This window comes from Pseudomonas sp. H1_D05 (assembly GCF_054682705.1).
The window spans coordinates 2,520,130-2,542,329 of the sequence record NZ_CP162825.1 but is presented as its reverse complement, the minus strand read 5'-3'; the positions used below and the strand labels follow the sequence as shown (position 1 = coordinate 2,542,329).

The window sequence follows — 22,200 nt, the reverse complement described above, 5'->3', positions numbered from 1 at the left end:
CGACCGCACGCAAAGACTGCGGCGTACGGCTGAAACGGCGGGCCAAAGCGGCCCTCATGAAATCTACGACTGGCAAACCAGCCGCAGGTTTAATCGAAAGGCCGATTACCGCGCAAAAAGTTGCGCGAAATCTGACCGATCAGTCGAACAGTGTTACCGCGACCCGCACTTTTGCGAGGCGCGAGTGAGTCGGAAATACCCACCCCGGTGCAAAACCGTCGCCCGGAAAGCCGCGATCTAGAGCCTCCCGGCAGAACAATCAATTCTGTTGATTATTACCATTGCGTTTATGAACTTTTATATCGACTTATCGAGAGTAGCATTGCCCTCGTACCCACTTTATCGCCCTCCCAAGGAGCAACCCATCATGAAACGCCAATTACTGCTCAGCCTTACCCTGTCGATGCTAGCCAGCACTGCTTTCGCCCTGCCCGCTGCCGACCAGGCTACCCCGCAAGTGAAATCCAGCCACTCGGTATTCAGCCAGACCGTAGCAGCTGATGGTTCGGACCGTACCCCACAAGGCCAGACCCTGGCTGAAGGCGGCCGTGATCGCCTGGAAGAGAAAGGCCTGGTTCAGGACGGCTACGACAAGACCCCACAAGGTCAGACCCTGGCTTCCGACGGCAGCGACCGCACCCCACAAGGCCAGACTCTGGCTTCCGACGGTAGCGACCGCACTCCACAAGGCCAGACTCTGGCTTCCGATGGTAGCGACCGTACTCCACAAGGCCAGACCCTGGCTTCCGATGGCGGCGACCGCACTCCACAAGGTCAAACCCTTGCCGAAGGTGGTGGTGACCGTGTGATCGAACGCAACAGTGCCTTGAGCTAAGCCCATGGCGGCCGCGAAAAAAAGCCCAATCACCGGATTGGGCTTTTGACTTTTCTGGCCGGTGAAATCTTCTGCACCATGTCCTCTCGTTCGACGCCGACAAAGCCGATTTGCTAGAGTGCGGCGCTTGTCCTGCCAAAGAACACACCCTGCGATGCTGCCCCGCGCCGAACAGAAACAACAGACCCGCAACGCCTTGATGGACGCTGCCCGCCACCTCATGGAAAGCGGCCGAGGATTCGGCAGCCTGAGCCTGCGCGAAGTGACCAAAACCGCCGGGATTGTGCCCACCGGTTTCTACCGGCATTTTGCCGATATGGATGAGCTCGGCCTGGTGCTGGTCAGTGAAGTCGGCCAGACCTTCCGTGAAACCATCCGCTTGGTGCGCCACAACGAATTCGTCATGGGCGGCATCATCGATGCCTCGGTGCGGATCTTCCTCGACGTGGTCAGCGCCAATCGCTCGCAATTCCTGTTTCTCGCCCGTGAGCAGTACGGTGGCTCGCTGCCGGTGCGTCAGGCAATCGGCCGGTTGCGCGAGAACATCAGCTCCGACCTGGCGGCCGACCTGACGATGATGCCCAAGCTTCAGCACCTGGATGCCGCCGGTTTGAGCGTGATGGCTGACCTGATCGTCAAATCGGTTTTCGCTACCCTCCCCGACATCATCGATCCGCCGGCCGAAGCCTTGCCGGAACATCTGACGCCGCAGGCGAAGATCACCCAGCAACTGCGCTTTATCTTTATTGGGCTCAAGCACTGGCAGGGGCTGGGCAGTACCGAATAACCTTCCTTTATTTCAGCCCAGACCAAATCCCCTGTGGGAGCGAGCTTGCTCGCGAAGGCGTCGTGTCAGCCAACTTCTAAATCACTGACCCACCGCTTTCGCGAGCAAGCTCGCTCCCACATTTGGTTCGGCCCATCGGCCTCCATTTGGTGCATAAAAAAATCTTCACGCACCAAAACATTCCAAAATTACGCAACATCTTGAAACATCCACTACGCTCCGACAGGGATTTCCTACATCTCGTTCGATTGGCAAGGCCCTTGCTCTAGCCCGAGTATTGTCCATAGCTGGAAGCTTTCCGATGCTGGTGATTCACCGCAGAATCGACCCTCAACCCGTCTGGGCCGCCGAGTTGCACCTGACCTTCGAAGCGCGGAGCAAAAGCCGTTTGCGCTGTTTCAGTGCCGAGGGCGAAGACGTCGGGTTGTTTTTGGAGCGCGGACAGCCGCCGCTGTATGACGGCGAATGCCTACAAGCTGAAGACGGCCGCATCGTCCGCGTCTGCGCCCGCCCCGAGCAATTGCTGCACGTCACCTGCGCCAACGCCTTCGAACTGACCCGCGCTGCCTATCACCTGGGTAACCGCCACGTCGCCTTGCAGGTTGGCGATGGCTGGCTGCGCCTGCTCGACGATTACGTGCTCAAGGCGATGCTCGAACAGCTTGGTGCGCAGGTAGAAGCGATCGAAGCGCCATTCCAGCCCGAGCACGGTGCCTATGGCGGCGGCCATCACCATTCACGCCACGGCGACGAAGACTTCAACTACGCGCCGAAACTCCATCAGTTCGGCGTACGCCTGTGAATCCGGCCTGGGCGCTGCTGCGCCTGGCCAGTCCGCAATTGCCGATTGGCGGCTACAGCTATTCGCAAGGCCTGGAAATGGCGGTGGATAACGGCCGTGTGAACAACCCGGACAGTGCCCGGCGCTGGATCAGCGATCAGTTACTGCTCAACCTCGCCCGCTTCGAAGCGCCGCTGCTGCTCGCGCATTGTCAGGCGGCGGCGGATGGCCGATGGGCCGAGCTGCTGAGCCTCTGCGAAAGCCATCGCGCCAGTCGCGAGACGCGCGAGTTGCATCTGGAGAGCCGGCAGATGGGCTATTCGTTGCAGCAGTTGCTCAATGGTTTGCCGGAACTCGACACGCACGCCCGCGACTTTCTCGATCAGTGCCCCGAACCGCATCTGGCCCTGTGCTGGGCGCTGGCCGCGCGTGCCTGGAGCATCAACCCGCAGGACGCGCTCGCCGCGTGGTTGTGGAGCTGGCTGGAAAACCAGCTCGCCGTACTGATGAAAACCCTGCCGCTGGGCCAGCAAGCCGCGCAACGCCTGACCAGCGAACTGCTGCCGCTGCTGCAACAGGCGCAGCAGGACGCCAGCCGAATCAATCCCGACCACATGGGCAGCGCCGCGTTTGGTCTGTCTCTGGCGTGCATGGCCCACGAGCGCCAGTACAGCCGCCTCTTCCGCTCTTAGGAGAAACAACCATGAACACACAACCTCTGCGCGTCGGCATCGGCGGCCCGGTCGGTTCCGGTAAAACCGCGTTGACCCTGGCCCTGTGCCTGGCCCTGCGCGAGCGCTACAACCTCGCCGTGGTCACCAACGATATCTACACCCGCGAAGACGCCGATTTTCTCGTGCGCAACGAAGCCCTCGCGCCCGAGCGGATCATCGGCGTGGAAACCGGTGGCTGTCCGCACACCGCGATCCGCGAAGACGCCTCGATCAACCTGGAAGCGGTCGATCAACTGAACCGCCGTTTTCCGGGGCTGGATCTGATTCTGGTGGAATCCGGCGGCGACAACCTGTCGGCGACTTTCAGCCCGGAGCTGTCCGACCTGACCATCTACGTGATCGACGTTTCGGCCGGCGACAAATTGCCGCGCAAGGGCGGGCCGGGGATCTGCAAATCCGATCTGCTGGTGATCAACAAGATCGACCTGGCGCCGCTGGTGGGTGCCTCGCTGGAAATGATGGACAGCGACACAAAACGCATGCGCAACGGCAAGCCGTTCGTCTTCAGCAACCAGAAAACCGGTCAGGGCCTTGAGCAAATCATCGCCTTCATCGAACGCCAGGGCCTGCTGACCGCAGCCTGATTCACTGCTCAACAAGGAAGCTTATCCATGACACTCAAACGTATTCTTGGCGCTGCGGCGCTGCTGCTGACGCCAGCGCTGGCCTTCGCTCACCCGGGGCATGGCGACAGCGGCCTGGGCGCCGGTATCAGCCACCCGATTGGCGGCCTCGACCATTTGCTGGCGATGCTGGCTGTCGGTTTGTGGGCCGCGCAGCAGCAGGGCGCCGCGCGCTGGGCGCTGCCGTGCACGTTTGTCGGCACCATGCTGATCGGCGGCATGCTCGGTTTTGAAGGGCTGGAATTGCCAGCGCTGGAAAGCGGAATTGCCGCATCGGTGCTGGCGCTGGGTCTGGCAGTGGCCTTGGCGGTGCGGCCGCCGTTGGTCATGGCAGTAGCGGCGACGGCGCTGTTTGCGTTGTTCCATGGCGTGGCGCATGGTCTGGAACTGCCAGACATGAGCAGTCCTAGGGCGTATGCGGCGGGTTTCGTTGTGGCGACCGCCGCTTTGCATGCCGTCGGTTATGGCGTGGTTCGCGTGTTGCCGCAGGCAGCGGCGCCGCTGGTGCGGTTGGCGGGTGCGGCTTCGGCGGTGACTGGGGCTTGGTTGCTAGCAGGCTAGTTTTTATTGTCTGAACTGGCCTTTTCGCGAGCAAGCTCGCTCCCACATTGGATTGGTGGCGAACACAAAACCTGTGGGAGCGAGCTTGCTCGCGAAGGCGGCCGATCAGACGCCGCATCGCTGATGTCAGTCTCTCTGCTACCATGTCGCGCAATCGCCCCAGCCGTGACGACGTCCGCCCATGCCCCACGCTTCTCGCTCCACCTCCCTGCCCGAATTGACCGCCCTGTTCGGCGCTGTGCAACAGCACTTCGTCAACGTGATCGTGCCGCTCTGGCAAGGCCCGGGCTGGAACGCCGACATGGCGCTGCCCTATGAGGCGCTGGACGCCACGCATCAACCACTGCCGCCGCAGCGCTATCGGGCGATGGCCTGTGCGCGGCAGCTGTATCTGTTTTCCAGTCTGATCGGGGTTGTGGATAACGCTGAAGTGCGTGCGGCGGCGCTGTTCCGCTCCTTGCAACGGCACTTTCATGATGCGGAGCATGGCGGCTGGTTCTACAGCGTCGATGCCCAGGGCAAACCGCTGGATCAGCGCAAGGATCTCTACACCCACGCTTTTATCCTGTTTGCCTGCGCGCATTACTGGGCAAAATCCGGCGATCCGCTGGTCGAGTCGACGTTGAATGCGGCGCTGGAAATCATCGGCCGGCGTTTCGCTACCGGCGATGGCTTGTACGAAGCCTGCCTGGAACGGGACTGGATCACCCTGCAAACCGGTCCACTGCAAAACCCGCTGATGCACCTGGCCGAAGCGTTCCTCGCCACCCTTGCCGTGCGCGAAGATGCCCAAACGCAGACAGCGTTGCTGGCGTTATGCACAGCCATGCACAAGCAGTTCGTCGATCCGCAATATGGCGTGTTGATGGAGAAGCCGCTCGGGGCTGTGGATAACTGGTATGAGCCGGGGCATCAGTTCGAATGGTATTTCCTGCTCGAATCGTCGCCGTTATTACGTGGTTCGAAACTGCATGCGGCGCTGGATCGGGCATTTGCGTTCACCGAGCAATACGGTGTGGTGCAGTCATCCGGCGCGGTGCGGGCGATGCTCGATCTGGAAACGGACGGACGCCCGCGAGACTCGACTCAACGGATCTGGGCTCAGGCGGAATATCTGCGGGCGCTGACCTTGCGTCAGGGTAGTGAAGCGGTGGTGCTGCGCCAGTTGCAGGCATTGCAGCAGCGGTTTTTGCATGCTGATGGCTGGCATGAGTGCCGGGATGAGTTGGGCGAGGTGAGTCGCAAGGACATGCCTTCGACTACGCCGTATCACTTGGCGACTTGCTATAGCGGCCTGGCTGAATATCTTCGCTGACTTATAGATCGCTTTCGCGAGCAAGCTCGCTCCCACAGTTGATTTGTGCTGCTCACAAATAGTGTGTTCGGCGCAATTCCAATGTGGGAGCGAGCCTGCTCCGGGCGGCGATCCGACGATTAGCCGTTATGCGGTCTCTAGGCGATCCACTTCTTGTCCCCGGTAAAGCTGATGGTCAGCCAGCGCGCTGCATCCGGCTTGCCCAGCTTCGCCGAGATCTCTTCGCGCAACGCATCCAGCTGTCCGACATTGCTCAGCGCATAATCCGCCGACAACACCACATGAATCTCGATAAACCGCGCCCGCCCGTGCTTCTGCACGTACGACACGTAATCGTCGAAACCATGCTCGATCTTCGCCGCGTCCATCACCTGGCGCACCTGATCATCCAGCGTGTCCGGCGCGATCCCCAGCACATCGCGTAAGGCCGGGCCAAGAATCTTGAACGCCGGCGGCAACATGGTCAGGGCCAGCACGATCAGGATCAGCGGGTCGACATACACCGCCCACTGCCCATAGCCCTGCGACTTGAGCAGCAGCGCCGCAAGGAAGCTCACCAACAGGCCCACGGACAGCATCGCGTCCACCAGCCAACTGATGTTGTCGAACTGGATCAGGCTGGATTTGAGCTTGCGATTGCGCTGCCGTACGTAGAAGAAGTAGGCGAATTCGACCACGGTAAACACCGCGGCATAAATGATCACCAGCCCCAACTCGATGTCGCGGCCACCGTTGATGATGCCGAACACGCCGTTGAGAAACGCGTAGATCGCGATCAACATCAGGAAGCTGCCTTCGATCAGCAGCACCATCGGCTCCAGATGCCAGAAACCGAACTGGAAACGGTGATTGCTTTGCTTGGCGATCAGCTTGGCGGTGATCAGCATCAGGACCTTGATGAACGTTGCGATCAGCGAGAAAAAACCATCGAACAGGATGGATTGCGAACCTGAAACAAAACCGGTGACGATCCCGGCAATCGCCACCGCCAACATCAGAATGGTCGATTGTTTGAGCAGTGCCTGCTCACCTCGGTTACTCACTTTGACTCCTCGAAAAACCCTGAAAACCGCGGGGTGCGGTTGGGTTGTTGCGAGGGGAGTTTACCTTATCGGGATTTATTGCCTGTGACGGCCCCTTCGCGAGCAAGCTCGCTCCCACATGAGACCGCGATCAAATGTGGGAGCGAGCTTGCTCGCGAAGGGCTTCAACGCGGTCTTAGGCCTTATTCCGCTCGATGGCAAAACCCGCCCAGGTCTGGCTCACCGGCATCAATTCCAGACTGTTGATGTTGATGTGCGCCGGCGCGTTCATCACCCAGAAAATCGTCTCGGCAATGTCCTGCGGCTGGATCGGCTCGGCACCAGCGTAGGTCGCGTTGTAGCGTTCCTGATCGCCGGCAAAACGCACCAGCGAAAACTCGCTCTCGCACAGCCCCGGCTCAATGTTGCTGACCCGCACGCCCGTGCCTTGCAAGTCGCAACGCAGGTTCAGCGAGAACTGTTTAACGAACGCCTTGGTCGCGCCATACACATGGCTGCCCGGATACGGATAGTTACCCGCGATGGAGCCAAGGTTGACGATGCCGGCGCCACGACCATGGGCGATCAGGCGCGGCAGCAACAAGCGGGTGGCGTACATCAGGCCTTTGACGTTGGTGTCGACCATGGTGTCCCAATCGTCGAGATCGCACTTCGGCGCCGGGTCCACGCCCAATGCCAGACCGGCGTTGTTAATCAGGCCACGCAGCTTGGCGAACGACGGCGGCAGGTTGGCAATCGCCGCTTCCATCGCCTTGCGATCGCGCACATCAAGCACCAGACCGTGCACTTCGGTCTGTTTCGACAATTCGGCGCACAACGCATTGAGGCGCTCTTCACGACGGCCGGTCAGCACCAGTTTCCAGCCAGCCTCGGCAAAACGGCGGGCGCAGGCTTCACCAAATCCGGACGTCGCGCCGGTGATAAACAGGGTGTTGGACATCGTGTTCTCCTTGCTTCGGCCGCCGGGGCAGCCCTTGGAATAGAAAATCAGCAGGCAGCATGCCCGCCCGCGCATTCACGGGCAACACCCACAAGCTGTACAAAAAACAACCAGACATGCCAACGCCATAGCGACCGTGGCCTGTAGCCATGTGCACGCATGTTATCCACAGTCCCTTCCACAGTTTCCGGGGGCAACTGGAAACGCGCAAAGCCGCGCCACACAAGGCTTTGCGGGCGAAATAGAAAGTTTTTTGCTTGACCCTGAAGCGGCAGATGTGCGGGAGATGGCATTTTGCACGACCGAGCAGTCAGCGCAGTGATTGCGCGAGGCCAGTAATTACGGCCCTCAGCGCAGTCTTTCCAGAGTTTAATCACAGACTTATCCACAGGCTTGTTCACCCGGAATCGCTGCTATCCGCGACACTATAAAAAGGTTGACAACAAAGACTTCAAGCCCCGCAAAAACGCCTGATCAAAAAACAACCACACACTTGCAGGCCACGGTTTACATGGCGCGCAGCCAGATACACCCACGTTATTCACAGCCAGCTCCACAGCAAACGGGGACAAGTCAAAACTGTGGAAAAACAGCCATTTGCAGCGTCTATATGTCGCGCTTTGGCAGCTTGGGGAATTTGTTTTCCACAATTCTGGATTCTGGCGCAGATCAACTGTAGGAGTGAGCCTGCTCGCGATAGCGGTGTATCAGCCACCGGTGATGGCGAATGGGAAACCGCGATCGCGAGCAGGCTTACTCCTACAGGGGGTTGCGGTGGATTTGCGGAATGAAAAAACCCCGGGACTTTCGTCGCCGGGGTTGTGCATAACGTCGAAGAATCAGTGCCCGCCCAGATAGGCGTTACGCACCTCCTCATTCACCAGCAACTCTTTACCCGTGCCCGTCAGACGAATCTCGCCGTTAACCATCACATACGCGCGGTCCGACAGCTTCAGCGCATGGTTAGCGTTCTGCTCGACGAGGAAAATGGTCATGCCGGTTTTCGCCAATTCCCGCAGGGTCGCGAAAATCTGCTTCACCACAATCGGCGCCAGGCCCAGGCTAGGCTCATCGAGCAGCAACAACTTTGGTCGGCTCATCAAGGCGCGGGCAATGGCGAGCATTTGCTGTTCACCGCCAGACATGGTCATCGCCCGCTGGTTACGTCGCTCTTCAAGCCGTGGGAACAGCGTAAACATGCGCTGCATGTCCTCTTTGGCGTACTTGTCGCCAATCGGGATGGTGCCCATCAGCAGGTTTTCCTCGACGGTCATGTCGGGGAACACTCGCCGCCCTTCCGGCGACTGCGCAATGCCGTTGGAAGCGATGTAGTGCGAGGACTTGTGGGTGATGTCGACGCCTTGATAAAGAATCTGTCCGCCTGCCGCCCGTGGCTGGCCGAAGATCGACATCAGCAACGTCGATTTGCCGGCACCGTTGGAGCCGATCAGGCTGACGGTTTCCCCTTCGTTGATCTGCAGCGAAACACCTTTGAGGGCCTGGATCGGACCATAGAAGACGTCGAGGTCTTTGAGTTCGAGGATCGGTTGCGTCATACCAACTCCTCTTCGTCGGCGCCCAGATAGGCTGCGATCACTTTCGGATCGTTGCGGATCGCTTCAGGCCCGCCTTCGGCGATGACGATGCCGTGGTCCAGCACCACGATGTGGTCGGAAATGCTCATAACCATGCCCATGTCGTGTTCGATCAGCACCACGGTCAGATCGTGCTCGTCGCGCAGCAGCCGGATCATCGCGCTGAGCGCTTCGGTTTCCTGAGGGTTGAGGCCGGCGGCCGGTTCGTCGAGGCAGATGATCTGTGGCCGCGTGCACATGGCCCGGGCAATTTCCAGACGACGCTGTTGGCCGTAGGAAAGCTCACCGGCGAGCCGGTTGGCGCAGTCCACCAGATCGACCACCTCCAGCCAGTAGAACGCGCAATCCAGCGCGTCACTTTCGGCCTTGCGGTAGCCCTTGGTGTTGAGAATACCGGCCAGCATGTTGCGGTTGACCCACATGTGCTGGGCCACCAGCAGGTTTTCCAGCACCGACATTTCCTTGAACAGGCGAATGTTCTGGAACGTCCGCGCCAGGCCTGCACGGTTTACCAGGTGCGTGCCGCCGAACATCTTGTAGTACATACGGCTGAGGAAAGATTTCGGCGAAACGAAGTCGGTCGGTTTGAACGACTCGCCGAGCAACTGGATGACGTTGGTCTGCTGACCGCGCACATTGAGTTCGATCTTGCCGCCCGAGGCCTTGTAGAACCCGGTCAGGCAGTTGAACACCGTGGTCTTGCCTGCACCGTTGGGGCCGATCAGGGCGAAGATCGAGTTGCGTTTGACCTTCAGGCTGACATCGCTCAAGGCCTTGATGCCACCGAAATGCATCATCAGTTTTTCAACAGAGAGTACGACTTCACTCATGGCGCAGTCCTCTCATAGTGAATGGCACCTTTGCGTGGAGTGACCCCGGTCCGACTGATGCGAATCAGCCCGCGTGGTCGCCAGATCATCATCAACACCATCAGGATGCCGAACAGCAGCACGCGATATTCGGCAAAGCCGCGCAGCAGTTCCGGGGCGACGGTGAGCACGAATGCCGCGATCACCACGCCGATGGTCGAGCCCATACCGCCGAGCACGACGATGGCGAGGATCAACGCCGATTCAAAGAAGGTGAACGAGGTCGGGTTGACGAAGCCTTGGTAGGTGGCGAAGAACACCCCGGCAAGACCGGCGGTCGATGCCCCGATGGTGAACGCCGAGAGCTTGACCAACACGTGATTGAGGCCCATCGAGCGGCAGGCGATTTCATCTTCACGCAAGGCTTCCCAGGCGCGGCCGACCGGCATTTTCACCAGACGATGCTTGATGTACAGCACGGCCAACACCACGAGAAACAACACTGCGTAGATGAAGTAGTACTTCACATCCGGGTTGTAGGCGATGCCGAAGAACTCATGAAACGGCACCCCGCCATCCTTCGCCCGCTTGCCGAACTCCAGACCGAAGAACGTCGGCAATGGCGCCGGCATGCCGTTCGGGCCGCCAGTCAGCGACAACCAGTTGTTGAGGATCAGACGAATGATTTCACCGAAGCCCAGGGTCACGATCGCCAGGTAGTCGCCATGCAGACGCAGCACCGGGAAACCGAGGATGCAACCGGCCAGCCCGGCAGTGATCGCAGCCAGCGGCAACACCGTCCAGAACCCCAGCCCCAGGTATTGATAACCCAAGGCCAGACCGTAGGCACCGATGGCGTAGAACGCCACATAACCCAGATCGAGCAGACCGGCCAGACCGACCACGATGTTCAGCCCCAGCCCCAGCAGCACGTAGATCAAGCCGAGGATGACCACGCCGAGCAGATAGGAGTTGGAGACAAACGGCACGATGACGGCCAGCACAATCAGCAGCGGGATGATCCAGCGCAGCGAGGATTTGTGATCGGCAGGCAGCACGTGCACACCAGAGCCGGTGCTCTCGAATCCGTCGAGAATTTTCAGGCCCTTGGGCGTTTGCAGGAACAGGCTGAGGGCAAAGCGGCCGATCATGACAATGCCGATGATCCAGGCCACGCGGGTCGGTTCGAGGTTAAAGCTGTAACCCTCGAGCACGACGCCGACAATCGGGCCGAAAACGATCAGGGCAATCAGGCCGGCAAGAATCGCCTCAACCAGGCTTTTTTTGATATCGATGGATTTTTGAGTGGTTGAAGACATCGCTTACACCTTCGACACAAGAGGACGGCCCAACAGGCCCTGCGGCCGGAAGACCAGAACAAGTACGAGCAGCGAGAAGCTGAACACGTCTTTGTAGTCGGAGTTGACCAGGCCGGAGAACAGCGACTCGGAGATGCCGAGGATGATCCCGCCGAGCATTGCCCCGGGCAATGAACCGATCCCGCCGAGTACCGCTGCGGTAAACGCCTTGATGCCGATAATGAAGCCGGCATAGAAGTCGAAGGTGCCGTAGTTCATGGTGATCAGCACGCCGGCCAGCGCCGCCATGGCTGCACCGATGATGAACACATAGGAAATGACCCGATCGGTATTGATGCCGAGGATCGAAGCCATCTTGCGGTCTTGCTGGGTCGCACGACACATGCGTCCGAGCTTGGTGTACTTGATGACGTAGGTCAGCAGGCCCATGCCGACGAACGCGGCCACCAGAATGAAGACTTTGGTGTAGGTCAGTTGCACGAAGCCGGTACCGACTTCAACACGCCACGCCCCGGTCAGCAGGGTAGGTACGCCCTGTTGTTTGGCGCCCTGGGCGATCTGTGCGTAGTTTTGCAGGATCAGCGAGATACCGATGGCGCTGATCAACGGTGCCAGTCGGGTGGAGTTGCGCAGGGGTTTGTAAGCGACACGCTCGATGACCCAGCCATACACCGCCGTGATCACGATGGTGAAAATCAGGGTGCCGAGCATCAGCAGCGGGAAGGATTCAATACCGAAGTAAGCCAGCAGAGCCAGACTGATTGCCGCCAGGTAAGCAGAAATCATGTAAACCTCGCCGTGGGCGAAGTTGATCATGCCGATGATGCCGTAGACCATTGTGTAGCCGATGGCGATCAGGCCATAGACCGACCCGAGGGTCAGGCCGTTGACCAGTTGCTGCAGGAAAATACCATCCATAACGCAATCTCACGCAGTGAGAACCTGCACACCAGTGATGTGCGGTTCTTCTAGGAAAAATACAGATTTACGTCGGAGCAATGTCAGAGCGCGATTCACCCGTCACCACCGCCCCCTGTAGGAGTGAGCCTGCTCGCGAAAGCGGTCGATCATTCAACACATGTGTTGGCAGTCATTCCGTCTTCGCGAGCAGGCTCGCTCCCACATTGGTTCGGTGGGGATCAGCTGATCGCGTCAGCCCTTACTTCTGTTTTTCCAGCTGGTGATATTTGCCGTCCTTGTCCCACTGGTAAACCACGTAGTCGGAGACTTTCAGGTCGCCCTTGGAGTCCCAGGTTTTTTCACCCATGACGGTTTTAACCGGGTTTTTCTTCAGCCAGGCCGCAGCCTCTTCGCCCTTGTTGGACTTCGCGCCGTTGAACGCGGCAGCCAGGGTTTGCACCGAAGCGTAGGCGTACAGGGTGTAGCCTTCAGGCTCGGTACCGGCCTTGCGGAAAGCATCTACCACGGTCTTGCTGTCTGGCAGCAGGCGTGGGTCGGCGCCGAAGGTCATCAGTACGCCGTCGACGAATTGCGGGCCACCGGCGGTGGTCACCAGTTCGTCAGTCACGATGCCGTCATCGGACATGAACTTGACGTCTTTCAGGCCTTGTTCACGCAGTTGGCGAACCAGCGGGCCGGCTTCCGGGTGCAGACCGCCGAAGTAGACGACGTCGGCGCCAGCGCCACGGATCTTGGTAACGATGGTGCTGAAGTCTTTTTCGCCACGGGTCAGGCCTTCGTACAACACAGGCGTCACGCCGCGCTTGACCAGTTGGGCTTTGGTGGCATCCGCCAGGCCTTGGCCGTAGGTGTCTTTGTCGTGCAGAACGACGACTTTCTTGCCCTTGAGCACGTCGACGATGTAGTCGCCGGCCACAATGCCTTGCTGATCGTCACGCCCGCACATACGGAACATGGCGCTGAGGCCACGCTCGGTGACTTGTGGGTTGGTCGAACCCGGGGTGATCGCGATGATCCCGGCTTCGTCGTAGATTTCCGACGCTGGAATGGTCGAAGAGGAGCAGAAATGACCGACCACGCCGGCGACTTTCTGGTTGGTGAGGTCCTTGGCGACCGTCACGGCCTGCTTCGGTTCGCAGGCGTCATCGCCTTTGACCAGTACGATTTTCTCCCCGTTGACGCCGCCTGCCGCGTTGACTGCGTCAGCCGCTGCCTGTGCACCCTTCATGTACTGCTCGCCAAATGCCGCGTTGGCGCCCGTCATTGGACCCGCTACACCGATTTTCACATCAGCTTGAGCAAACGCAGAAACACCCAACGCAGTAGCCACTGCGAGGGCCAGAAAGCCTTTCTTGTAAAACGTCTGGGACATGAGGTGGTGCTCCAAGGTTTTTTTAGTTGGCACTGCGACTTCGCTTCACTGATTGCTCTGAGCAAGGGCCGTGCCATCGGTTTTTTATTCTTCAAAAAGTCGCTGCTTTCTTGTTATTTCGACTGTTTCGTTCCCATTTTCATTGGGCGTGCAACCGTCTAAACCGCGGAAGGTGAAACCATTTATTTTTTCCGGCGCAACCCGCACGCGCCATCATTGCAACCGCGGCGCCAAACGACGTGCAACCAGCCTGTAACAACCCGCGTCACCGAACTGCACACTGCTGGTGCGGGACTGCTACAACCCGCACCATTACAGGCTAGTCGCTACGTGAAAAAGCGCCGCGTCCGGCAACATATTTCAACACTCAAATCACTATGCGCAGGCACTGGCCCGCGTGATACAGCGAGAACCCGGCCTCGTACAGGCAACTGCGCAAGCCCACACCGGTCAGGGGCTGCATCGGTGCGAAGGGAATCGGCAGGGCTTGAGGATTTCCGTTACACAGGTAATCAGCGAAAGCCTTGCCGACCACGGTGCCGGTGGTGACGCCACGGCCGTTGTAACCGGTGACGGCCACCAGCCCCGGCGCAGGCTCGAACAGGCGCATGAGGTGATCGGGCGTAAAAGCTATACGCCCGGTCCAGGTGCATTCCCACTCGACCGGTTTCAGATTGGGGAAATAATGCTGCTGCACGCGATCGGCCCAGGCCTTGAGAAACCAGGTCGGTTTTTGATTGCCGTTGCCCAGGCTGCCGAGCAATAACCGCCCTTCTTTGTCACGGCGGATGCTGCTCAACACCTGACGCGTATCCCACGAGCCCTGCCCGCCCGGGAGAATTGCCTGCGCGGCGTCTTCGCTCAGCGGTACCGAGGCGACCTGGTAGTAATAACCGGGGAAGAAGTTGCGTTTGAGTTCGGTCCAGTCGCCTTCGGTGTAGGCGTTGGAAGCGATGACCACTTGCTCGGCCAATACCGAACCGTGTTCGGTCTGCACCGACCATTTCGCGCCCTGACGCTCAAGGCGAGAGACTGGGGAATGATCGAACATTTGCCCGCCGAGTCCGCTCACTGCGTTGGCCAACCCGGTGACATAAGCCATTGGGTTGAGCGTACCGGCGCGACGATCGAGCAACGCAGCAGCGATTTTTTGCGTGCCGGTGGCTTGCTCGCAGGCCTTGCCGGTCAGCAGTTCGACTGGCGCACCACGGCGCTTCCATTGCTGCTCGCGACTGCGCAGATCCGCCTCGCCCTTGGCGTTGTGCGCCATGTGCAGGGTGCCTTCGCGGCGCAACTGGCAATCGATGTTGTACTTATCCACAAGGCTGAACACCAGCGCCGGCGCCGCTCCGAGCATGCGGTTGAGCTGGCTGCCGACCGCTTCGCCAAACCCGGCCTCGATCTCGTCCGGCGGTATCCAGAGGCCGGCGTTGACCAGCCCGACGTTGCGCCCGGAACCGCCATGACCGGCGCGATGCGCTTCCAGCACGCAGACGCTTTTGCCTTTTTCCAACAGATGCAGCGCCGCCGACAATCCGGTGAACCCGGCGCCGATCACGCAGACATCGACCTTTACTTCGCCCCGCAGCGCGGTGTTATCCGGCCTTTGCGGCGTGAGCTTTTCCCACAGACATTCTTCGCGTAACGGCATTGCCAGACTCCAACAGAAACCTGCCAAACACAGTGCTGATCCTGTGGGAGCGAGCTTGCTCCGGGCGGCGTTCCGACGAAAGGGGCGTATCAGCCAACATCAATGTCGACTGACCCACCGTATTCGCGAGCAGGCTCGCTCCCACAAGGAGGGATCTCCACCTGTCAGTCGAATGTGATGCCCTGCGCCAGCGGCAACTCCAGCGAGTAGTTCACGGTGTTGGTCTGCCGGCGCATATAGGCGCGCCACGCGTCCGAGCCGGACTCACGCCCGCCACCGGTCTCTTTCTCGCCACCAAACGCGCCGCCAATTTCGGCACCGCTCGGGCCGATGTTGACGTTGGCGATGCCGCAGTCGCTGCCGACTGCCGACATGAACTGCTCGGCCTCGCGCACATCGGTGGTGAAGATGCACGACGACAAACCTTGTGGCACGGCGTTGTTCAGGCGCAGCGCTTCCTGGAAATCGCTGTAACCGACCACGTAGAGAATCGGCGCGAAGGTTTCGCTGCAGACCACGTCGCTCTGCTCGGGCATTTCAACGATGGCCGGCGAAACGTAATAGGCGTTGGGGAATTGATCTTCGAGCTGACGCTTGCCGCCGAACACTCGACCGCCTTCGCTCAATGCCTGCTCCAAGGCGTCCTGCATGTTTTCGAAGCTGTGCTTGTCGATCAGCGGGCCAACCAGATTGCCTTCCAGCGGGTTGCCGATGCGCACTTTCGAGTAAGCAGCCTTGAGACGAGTGACGATTTCTTCTTTCACCGACTCGTGGGCAATCAATCGACGCAGGGTGGTGCAACGCTGCCCGGCAGTACCGACGGCGCTGAACAGAATCGCCCGTACCGCCATGTCCAGATCGGCGCTCGGGCCGAGGATCATCGCGTTGTTACCGCCCAGTTCCAGAATGCTGCGAGCGAAACGCGCGGCGACTTTCGGCGCCACTTCGCGGCCCATGCGCGTGCTACCGGTGGCGCTTATCAGTGCGACACGCGGATCATCGACCAGCGCTTCGCCGGCATCGCGACCGCCGATGATCACCTGGCACAGGTTCGCCGGCGCATCGCTGAAATTCTTCACCACGCGATCAAACAGCGCTTGGCAGGCCAACGCGGTCAACGGGGTTTTCTCTGACGGTTTCCACACCACCGGGTTGCCGCAAACCAGCGCCAGCGTGGTGTTCCATGCCCACACCGCAACCGGGAAGTTGAACGCGCTGATCACCCCGACCACGCCCAGCGGATGCCAGGTTTCACGCATATGATGGCCCGGACGCTCGGAGGCAATGGTCAAACCGTACAGCTGGCGGGACAGGCCGACGGCAAAATCGCAGATGTCGATCATCTCCTGCACTTCACCCAAGCCTTCCTGAGTGATCTTGCCAGCCTCCCAGGAAACCAGTTCGCCGAGATCAGCCTTGTATTCGCGCAGTACTTCACCGAATTGACGCACCAGCTCGCCACGACGCGGAGCCGGCACCTTGCGCCACTGCTCGAACGCATGATCTGCGCGACTGATGTGCTGCTCGACTTCGGCCGGGCCTTCCCAGTTCACGGCGGCGATGCGGCTGCCGTCGATCGGCGAATGCACCGGCACTTTGCCGTTCTGATAAAGGGCCGGGTTCACACCAAGACGATCAAGCAATGCGGCAACCATGGGTCACTCCTCAAGCAAAAAACTGAATGTGTGCGGACGCTTTTTCGCGACCGGGCAGGCCTTTAGTTGTAGCGTCACAATGGCGAGGCAACAAACGACCTTTACGCGAGATATCATTCCGTTTATTCATGCTGTGCTAGAAAGACAAGAAAAGGATCGGCCATGCTGAACAAACGCCACTTGCCCTCGATCACCGCCCTGCAGTGTTTCGAGGCCGTGACCCGGCACCTCAGTTTCACGCGCGCCGCCGAGGAACTGAATCTGACCCAGAGTGCGGTGAGCAAACAGGTCGCGCAGCTTGAAGAGCTGTTGCAGCATTTATTGTTTCGCCGCGTGCGTCGACGTTTGCAGATGACCCCGGCCGGGGATTTGTACCTGGTTGAAGTACGAAAAATCCTCACACAAGTGGAGATGTCGACGCATTACCTGCGTTCCTACGGCGGCGAGACCGAAGTCCTGCGCGTCTCGACGCCCTCGACCTTCGGTGCGCGCTGGCTGGTGCCACGCCTGAAAGGCTGGCGGCTACGCCATCCGTCGATTCATCTGGACTTGTGCAACGAGCAGGAAGCGGATGATCTGCTGCAAGGGCGCAGCGATCTGGCGTTCTATTTCGGCCAGGGTTCACGGCCCGGCACTGAGTGCCTGAAGTTGTTCGGCGAAGAGTTGGTGCCGGTGTGCGCGCCGGGCAGCCTGCCTGATAAGCCGTTTACTGATCCGACGCAACTCACCGATCTGGTCCTGCTGCAAAATGCCTCGCGCCCGCAGGCCTGGCACGACTGGTTCGACAGTCAGGGTTATCAGACCGAGCACAGCTATCACGGGCCGCGTTTCGAAACCTTTTATATGTGCATCCGTGCCGCGCAGGTTGGTTGCGGTGTGGCGTTGTTGCCGCGATTTCTGGTGGAGGAGGAATTGGCCGACGGCAAACTGGTCATTCCTTTTGAGCATGCCATGCCCAGCACCGATGCCTATTACCTGGCATACCCGGAGCATGCGGCGGAAGTGCCGAAGGTACGGGATTTCGTGAAGTGGATGCTGGAGCAGATCGATAGCCCGAATGACTGACCCGATTGAAAAATGTGGGAGCGAGCCTGCTCGCGAAGAGGCCGGCACATTCAATACCCATTTCGACTGAAATGACGCCTTCGCGAGCAGGCTCGCTCCGACAAGGGTTCTGCGGTGATCTAAAAAATTGCTGGCAATCTTCGTCCCTGATATGCGCCACTAGCGCCATCGATTGAGACCGCGCACAGGCGCGGCGCACCTGGAGACCCCGTTATGAGCGAGAGCGTGTTTGCCGATCGCATCGTGCAGAACCTGCTCGACACCGACTTCTACAAACTGACGATGATGCAGGCGGTGCTGCACAACTACCCCAACGTCGAAGTCGAATGGGAGTTCCGTTGCCGTAATAGCGAGGATCTGCGCCCGTATCTGGCCGAGATCCGTTTTCAGATCGAGCGTCTGGCCGAACTGAGCCTGAGCGCCGATCAACTGAGCTTTCTCGAGCGCATCAGTTTCCTCAAGCCGGACTTCCTGCGCTTTCTCGGGCTGTTCCGCTTTAACCTGCGCTATCTGCACACCGGCATCGAGAACGGCGAATTGTTCATCCGTCTGCGCGGGCCGTGGCTGCATGTGATTCTCTACGAAGTGCCGCTGCTGGCGATCGTCAGCGAAGTGCGCAACCGCTATCGCTACCGCGAAACCGTGCTGGAACAAGCGCGCGAACAGCTCTATCGCAAGTTCGACTGGCTGACCGCCAACGCCTCGGCCGACGAGTTGTCGCAACTGCAGGTCGCCGATTTCGGCACCCGCCGCCGCTTTTCGTATGGCGTACAGGCTGAAGTGGTGAATGTACTCAAACACGACTTCCCCGGGCGTTTCGTCGGCACCAGCAACGTGCACCTGTCCCGCGAGCTGGACATGAAACCGCTGGGCACCATGGCCCACGAGTGGATCATGGCGCACCAGCAACTCGGTCCACGGCTGATCGACAGCCAGATCGCCGCGCTTGATTGCTGGGTTCGCGAATACCGTGGCCTGCTCGGGATCGCGCTCACCGATTGCATCACCACCGATGCGTTCCTCGGCGACTTCGACCTGTTCTTCGCCAAACTGTTTGACGGCCTGCGCCATGACTCCGGCGATCCTGTGGCGTGGGGCGAAAAATGCATCGCGCACTATCACAAACTCGGCATCGATCCGATGAGCAAGACCCTGGTGTTCTCCGACAGCCTGACCCTGCCCAAGTCGCTGGAGATCTTCCGTGCGCTGCACGGGCGGATCAACGTCAGCTTCGGCATCGGTACCAACCTCACCTGTGACATTCCGGGTGTCGAACCGATGAGCATCGTGCTTAAAATGACCGCCTGCAACGGCCAACCGGTGGCAAAGATCTCCGACGAGCCAGGCAAGACCCACTGTAAAGACCCGAATTTTGTCGCCTATTTGCGACACGTTTTCCAGGTTCCTGCCGATTCCAGTCTATCTAGCAAGGAGTGAATTCATGCAAGCCGTACAGCGTGAGATTGCTGAACAGCTCAAGGTGCAACCGCCGTTCGCCGACCACAAGGCCCTGCAGGCCGAAGTCGCCCGGCGCATCACCTTTATTCAGGATTGCCTGGTCAATTCCGGGCTCAAGACGCTGGTGCTGGGCATCAGTGGCGGCGTCGACTCACTGACCGCCGGCCTGCTGGCCCAGCGGGCGATGCGCGAGCTACGCGACCAGACCGGCGACAACAGCTACAAATTCATCGCCGTGCGTCTGCCGTACGAAACCCAGTTTGACGAACACGACGCCCAGGCCTCGGTGGATTTCATCGCGCCGGACGAGCGCCATACCGTAAATATCGGCCCGGCGGTGAAGTCGCTGGCCAGTGAAGTCGCGGCGTTTGAAGGCAAGCACGCGGTGTCGGTGGACTTCGTACTGGGCAACACCAAGGCGCGGATGCGCATGGTGGCGCAGTACACCATCGCCGGCGCGGCGCACGGTCTGGTGATCGGTACCGATCATGCGGCGGAAGCGGTGATGGGTTTCTTCACCAAGTTCGGTGACGGTGCCTGCGACCTGGCACCGCTCAGTGGTCTGGTGAAAAATCAGGTGCGGGCGATTGCGCGCAGCTTTGGTGCGCCGGAGTCGCTGGTCGAGAAAGTGCCCACGGCGGACCTTGAGGATTTGTCGCCGGGCAAACCTGATGAGGCTTCGCATGGCGTGACGTATGCCGAGATCGATGCGTTCCTGCACGGTGAACCGGTGCGTCAGGAAGCGTTCGACATCATCGTTGCGACCTACAACAAGACCCATCACAAGCGTGTGATGCCGTTTGCGCCGTAAACGCTGATGAAATGAAAAAGCCCGCTGAGGAGTGATCCTCAGCGGGCTTTTCTTTGGCCATTACATTCATTGATGCGGATGGCCCCTTCGCGAGCAAGCTCGCTCCCACAGGTTTATCTGTTGTTCACAAAATGTGTGACCGACACAGAACCCTGTGGGAGCGAGCCTGCTCGCGAAGAACGATGACGCGGTGGTCCTGATTACTTGACAGTAATCGTGCCTTTCATCATCGAGATGTGGCCAGGGAACGAGCAGAAGAAGCCGTAGCCGCCATCAGCAATCTTCGCTACGTCAAAGGTCAGCGAATCGGTTTCCTTGGCGCCGATGATCTTGGTATGAGCGATGATGCGTGCATCACCTTCCGGCAGGTAGTTCTTGTCGATACCGGCGGCCAGGCCAGCGGTAGCGATCGGCTGCATGTCAGCTTCTTTGCTGATCACCAGGTTATGGCCCATGACGTTCTTCGGCAGGCTGCCGGAGTGGGTCAGTTCGACGGTGAAGGTCTTGCAGCTCTTGTCGATCACGATTTCCTTTGTGTTGAAGGACATCTGATCGGTGGAGTCAACGGTGGTTTTGCACTCGGCAGCCATCAATTGGCTGCTGGCCAGCGCCAGCAGGGATACCGCAACAACTTTGGAAAACATGGTGAATCTCCAAGGCAGGGTTAACAAAAACACGAATGATGGAAAGACTGCCTGAAATCTTCGCAAGTTCCTATGACTTGAGTCAAAAATTGTATACAACTTTCAGGCTATGACATTCATCGAAACAATCTAACGGCCAGAATTCCCGGCCCGCCCTATGATCGGCGCATCTACTGAGACGGAGTGCCTGTCATGTTCTTTAACGGTCTGTTGTGCAGTTTGCTCGCCGCCTACGCCTGTGGCGCCAGCGGTACCTTTGAATCGCCTGAACGCGAAGTTTAGGCCTTGGATCGAGGCTTGCCAGCCATTACCCTGTGACGGATTGACCCAGGAGGAAGGCATGTCTCTGAAATCTGTGTGTGTATTTTGCGGTGCCAACGCCGGCACTGTTCCGGCCTACACCGAAGCCGCCGTCGCCCTTGGCCGGGCCTTGGCCGAACGTAAATTGACCCTGGTCTACGGCGGTGGCGCCGTGGGTTTGATGGGCATTGTTGCTGACGCGGCGCTGGCTGCCGGCGGCGAAGTCATCGGGATCATCCCGCAAAGCCTGATGGACAAGGAAATCGGCCACAAAAGCCTGACGCGCCTGGAAGTGGTCGATGGCATGCACGCGCGCAAGGCACGCATGGCCGAGCTGAGCGACGCCTTCATCGCCCTGCCCGGCGGCCTCGGCACGCTGGAAGAGCTGTTCGAAGTCTGGACCTGGGGCCAGCTCGGCTACCACGGCAAGCCGTTGGGTTTGCTGGAAGTGAACGGTTTCTACAGCAAACTCACCGCATTTCTTGACCATATCGTCGGCGAAGGCTTCGTTCGCGCGCCACACCGTGACATGCTGCAAGTGAGCGAATCAGCGCAAACCCTGCTCGATGCCCTGGATAACTGGAAGCCGACCGTCACGCCAAAATGGGTCGACCAAAAACCCGGCTAACCACGAGGCACCGATACAAGGCAGAATATGCGCCGCTCAACCTCACCTTCGACCCAAGAGGATCGCCCATGGCCAAACCCAATTACTCCTTCGCCAAACGTCAACGAGACCTGGCAAAGGAACAGAAGAAAGAGGAAAAGCTTCAGCGCAAGAAACAAACCGCTGAGGAAGCGGCACTGAACCCTGACGGTGAAGTGGCGACGCAAGATGATGTTGATGCAACCGAAGCGACTGAAACACCGAAAGATCAGGCGCCCGACGCCTGAACCCCACCGGGTTTGATCATCGAATCAGACCCTGCGGATTTGTGACGGGGCTGGCGGTTCCACTGCCGGCCCTCACAGCCCTTCCCC

At 59.4% G+C, this 22,200-nt stretch carries 22 protein-coding genes; 12 read left to right on the top strand and 10 right to left on the bottom strand.

All coding sequences use genetic code 11. The features are described from left to right. The first annotated feature begins 367 nt into the window (after positions 1–367). From AB4O11_RS11425 to AB4O11_RS11395, 7 genes are all read left to right on the top strand, one after another. On the top strand, positions 368–835 hold the full coding sequence (locus tag AB4O11_RS11425; RefSeq protein WP_093430203.1) for a hypothetical protein: 468 nt from the start codon (positions 368–370) through the stop codon (positions 833–835). Between the two features lie 154 nt (positions 836–989). Next, positions 990–1,622, top strand: coding sequence for a TetR family transcriptional regulator (locus AB4O11_RS11420; RefSeq protein WP_007915913.1), 633 nt, complete (start codon positions 990–992; stop codon positions 1,620–1,622). A gap of 301 nt (positions 1,623–1,923) precedes the next feature. Then, positions 1,924–2,424, top strand: coding sequence for an urease accessory protein UreE (ureE, locus tag AB4O11_RS11415; protein WP_008087160.1), 501 nt, complete (start codon positions 1,924–1,926; stop codon positions 2,422–2,424). After that, positions 2,421–3,095: an urease accessory protein UreF gene (locus AB4O11_RS11410; RefSeq protein ID WP_257356915.1), complete on the top strand. Its 675-nt coding sequence runs from the start codon at positions 2,421–2,423 to the stop codon at positions 3,093–3,095. The genes ureE and AB4O11_RS11410 overlap by 4 nt, the downstream gene beginning before the upstream one ends. 11 nt (positions 3,096–3,106) lie before the next feature. Next, positions 3,107–3,721, top strand: a complete 615-nt coding sequence (gene ureG / locus AB4O11_RS11405) for an urease accessory protein UreG (protein WP_007915910.1) — start codon at positions 3,107–3,109, stop codon at positions 3,719–3,721. Between the two features lie 27 nt (positions 3,722–3,748). Beyond that, positions 3,749–4,321: a HupE/UreJ family protein gene (locus AB4O11_RS11400; RefSeq protein ID WP_460130676.1), complete on the top strand. Its 573-nt coding sequence runs from the start codon at positions 3,749–3,751 to the stop codon at positions 4,319–4,321. A gap of 181 nt (positions 4,322–4,502) precedes the next feature. Continuing rightward, positions 4,503–5,636, top strand: a complete 1,134-nt coding sequence (locus tag AB4O11_RS11395; RefSeq protein ID WP_093430200.1) for an AGE family epimerase/isomerase — start codon at positions 4,503–4,505, stop codon at positions 5,634–5,636. A 137-nt stretch (positions 5,637–5,773) separates the two neighbouring features. On the opposite strand, the gene AB4O11_RS11390 is transcribed toward AB4O11_RS11395, so the two are convergent. The 9 genes from AB4O11_RS11390 to amaB all read right to left on the bottom strand — a co-directional run bounded on the left by AB4O11_RS11390 (position 5,774) and on the right by amaB (position 16,941). Further along, complete coding sequence (locus AB4O11_RS11390; RefSeq protein ID WP_460130675.1) at positions 5,774–6,679, bottom strand: cation diffusion facilitator family transporter; 906 nt, start codon at positions 6,677–6,679, stop codon at positions 5,774–5,776. 175 nt (positions 6,680–6,854) lie between these two features. Continuing rightward, the gene (locus tag AB4O11_RS11385; protein ID WP_093430198.1) at positions 6,855–7,619 is read right to left on the bottom strand and encodes an SDR family oxidoreductase; all 765 of its coding nucleotides are present in this window, start codon (positions 7,617–7,619) and stop codon (positions 6,855–6,857) included. A gap of 839 nt (positions 7,620–8,458) precedes the next feature. Continuing rightward, on the bottom strand, positions 8,459–9,175 hold the full coding sequence (locus AB4O11_RS11380; protein ID WP_007915900.1) for an ABC transporter ATP-binding protein: 717 nt from the start codon (positions 9,173–9,175) through the stop codon (positions 8,459–8,461). Next, positions 9,172–10,044 (bottom strand): ABC transporter ATP-binding protein, encoded by an 873-nt coding sequence (locus AB4O11_RS11375; RefSeq protein ID WP_016985385.1) that lies wholly within the window; start codon positions 10,042–10,044, stop codon positions 9,172–9,174. The genes AB4O11_RS11380 and AB4O11_RS11375 overlap by 4 nt, the downstream gene beginning before the upstream one ends. Further along, the gene (livM, locus tag AB4O11_RS11370; protein ID WP_099757854.1) at positions 10,041–11,342 is read right to left on the bottom strand and encodes a high-affinity branched-chain amino acid ABC transporter permease LivM; all 1,302 of its coding nucleotides are present in this window, start codon (positions 11,340–11,342) and stop codon (positions 10,041–10,043) included. The genes AB4O11_RS11375 and livM overlap by 4 nt, the downstream gene beginning before the upstream one ends. 3 nt (positions 11,343–11,345) lie before the next feature. Beyond that, on the bottom strand, positions 11,346–12,260 hold the full coding sequence (locus AB4O11_RS11365; RefSeq protein ID WP_007915894.1) for an ABC transporter permease subunit: 915 nt from the start codon (positions 12,258–12,260) through the stop codon (positions 11,346–11,348). Positions 12,261–12,501: 241 nt separating this feature from the next. Next, positions 12,502–13,635, bottom strand: a complete 1,134-nt coding sequence (locus AB4O11_RS11360; protein ID WP_007915892.1) for an ABC transporter substrate-binding protein — start codon at positions 13,633–13,635, stop codon at positions 12,502–12,504. A 367-nt stretch (positions 13,636–14,002) separates the two neighbouring features. Then, on the bottom strand, positions 14,003–15,286 hold the full coding sequence (gene amaA / locus AB4O11_RS11355) for an L-pipecolate oxidase (protein ID WP_093430195.1): 1,284 nt from the start codon (positions 15,284–15,286) through the stop codon (positions 14,003–14,005). Positions 15,287–15,450: 164 nt separating this feature from the next. Continuing rightward, a complete protein-coding gene (gene amaB, locus AB4O11_RS11350; RefSeq protein ID WP_099757852.1) occupies positions 15,451–16,941 on the bottom strand; it encodes an L-piperidine-6-carboxylate dehydrogenase in 1,491 nt (496 codons plus the stop codon). Positions 16,942–17,103: 162 nt separating this feature from the next. Between amaB and AB4O11_RS11345 the strand changes: the two genes are divergently transcribed. The 3 genes from AB4O11_RS11345 to nadE all read left to right on the top strand — a co-directional run bounded on the left by AB4O11_RS11345 (position 17,104) and on the right by nadE (position 20,275). Further along, the gene (locus tag AB4O11_RS11345) at positions 17,104–18,006 is read left to right on the top strand and encodes a LysR family transcriptional regulator (protein ID WP_095047312.1); all 903 of its coding nucleotides are present in this window, start codon (positions 17,104–17,106) and stop codon (positions 18,004–18,006) included. Positions 18,007–18,219: 213 nt separating this feature from the next. Further along, positions 18,220–19,443, top strand: a complete 1,224-nt coding sequence (gene pncB / locus AB4O11_RS11340) for a nicotinate phosphoribosyltransferase (protein ID WP_093430192.1) — start codon at positions 18,220–18,222, stop codon at positions 19,441–19,443. Between the two features lie 4 nt (positions 19,444–19,447). Continuing rightward, positions 19,448–20,275: an ammonia-dependent NAD(+) synthetase gene (nadE, locus tag AB4O11_RS11335; RefSeq protein WP_093430191.1), complete on the top strand. Its 828-nt coding sequence runs from the start codon at positions 19,448–19,450 to the stop codon at positions 20,273–20,275. 200 nt (positions 20,276–20,475) lie between these two features. Here nadE and azu read toward each other — a convergent pair whose 3' ends face one another. Beyond that, positions 20,476–20,919 (bottom strand): azurin, encoded by a 444-nt coding sequence (gene azu, locus AB4O11_RS11330; RefSeq protein ID WP_008078296.1) that lies wholly within the window; start codon positions 20,917–20,919, stop codon positions 20,476–20,478. A 340-nt stretch (positions 20,920–21,259) separates the two neighbouring features. On the opposite strand from azu, the gene AB4O11_RS11325 reads away from it, so the two are divergent. Continuing rightward, positions 21,260–21,847 carry an LOG family protein gene (locus AB4O11_RS11325; protein ID WP_093430190.1) on the top strand — a complete coding sequence of 196 codons (588 nt, stop codon included), beginning with the start codon at positions 21,260–21,262 and terminating at the stop codon, positions 21,845–21,847. Between the two features lie 68 nt (positions 21,848–21,915). Then, entirely contained in the window at positions 21,916–22,113 is a 198-nt protein-coding gene (locus tag AB4O11_RS11320; protein WP_095047310.1) for a hypothetical protein, read from the top strand. Positions 22,114–22,200: the final 87 nt, after the last annotated feature.

Coding starts and splice junctions, on each gene's coding strand:
- AB4O11_RS11425 (WP_093430203.1), top strand. CDS start 368: ATGAAACGCCAATTACTGCTCAGCCTTACCCTGTCGATGCTAGCCAGC.
- AB4O11_RS11420 (WP_007915913.1), top strand. CDS start 990: ATGCTGCCCCGCGCCGAACAGAAACAACAGACCCGCAACGCCTTGATG.
- ureE (WP_008087160.1), top strand. CDS start 1,924: ATGCTGGTGATTCACCGCAGAATCGACCCTCAACCCGTCTGGGCCGCC.
- ureG (WP_007915910.1), top strand. CDS start 3,107: ATGAACACACAACCTCTGCGCGTCGGCATCGGCGGCCCGGTCGGTTCC.
- AB4O11_RS11400 (WP_460130676.1), top strand. CDS start 3,749: ATGACACTCAAACGTATTCTTGGCGCTGCGGCGCTGCTGCTGACGCCA.
- AB4O11_RS11395 (WP_093430200.1), top strand. CDS start 4,503: ATGCCCCACGCTTCTCGCTCCACCTCCCTGCCCGAATTGACCGCCCTG.
- AB4O11_RS11385 (WP_093430198.1), bottom strand. CDS start 7,619: ATGTCCAACACCCTGTTTATCACCGGCGCGACGTCCGGATTTGGTGAA.
- AB4O11_RS11380 (WP_007915900.1), bottom strand. CDS start 9,175: ATGACGCAACCGATCCTCGAACTCAAAGACCTCGACGTCTTCTATGGT.
- AB4O11_RS11375 (WP_016985385.1), bottom strand. CDS start 10,044: ATGAGTGAAGTCGTACTCTCTGTTGAAAAACTGATGATGCATTTCGGT.
- livM (WP_099757854.1), bottom strand. CDS start 11,342: ATGTCTTCAACCACTCAAAAATCCATCGATATCAAAAAAAGCCTGGTT.
- AB4O11_RS11365 (WP_007915894.1), bottom strand. CDS start 12,260: ATGGATGGTATTTTCCTGCAGCAACTGGTCAACGGCCTGACCCTCGGG.
- AB4O11_RS11360 (WP_007915892.1), bottom strand. CDS start 13,635: ATGTCCCAGACGTTTTACAAGAAAGGCTTTCTGGCCCTCGCAGTGGCT.
- amaA (WP_093430195.1), bottom strand. CDS start 15,286: ATGCCGTTACGCGAAGAATGTCTGTGGGAAAAGCTCACGCCGCAAAGG.
- amaB (WP_099757852.1), bottom strand. CDS start 16,941: ATGGTTGCCGCATTGCTTGATCGTCTTGGTGTGAACCCGGCCCTTTAT.
- AB4O11_RS11345 (WP_095047312.1), top strand. CDS start 17,104: ATGCTGAACAAACGCCACTTGCCCTCGATCACCGCCCTGCAGTGTTTC.
- pncB (WP_093430192.1), top strand. CDS start 18,220: ATGAGCGAGAGCGTGTTTGCCGATCGCATCGTGCAGAACCTGCTCGAC.
- nadE (WP_093430191.1), top strand. CDS start 19,448: ATGCAAGCCGTACAGCGTGAGATTGCTGAACAGCTCAAGGTGCAACCG.
- azu (WP_008078296.1), bottom strand. CDS start 20,919: ATGTTTTCCAAAGTTGTTGCGGTATCCCTGCTGGCGCTGGCCAGCAGC.
- AB4O11_RS11325 (WP_093430190.1), top strand. CDS start 21,260: ATGTCTCTGAAATCTGTGTGTGTATTTTGCGGTGCCAACGCCGGCACT.
- AB4O11_RS11320 (WP_095047310.1), top strand. CDS start 21,916: ATGGCCAAACCCAATTACTCCTTCGCCAAACGTCAACGAGACCTGGCA.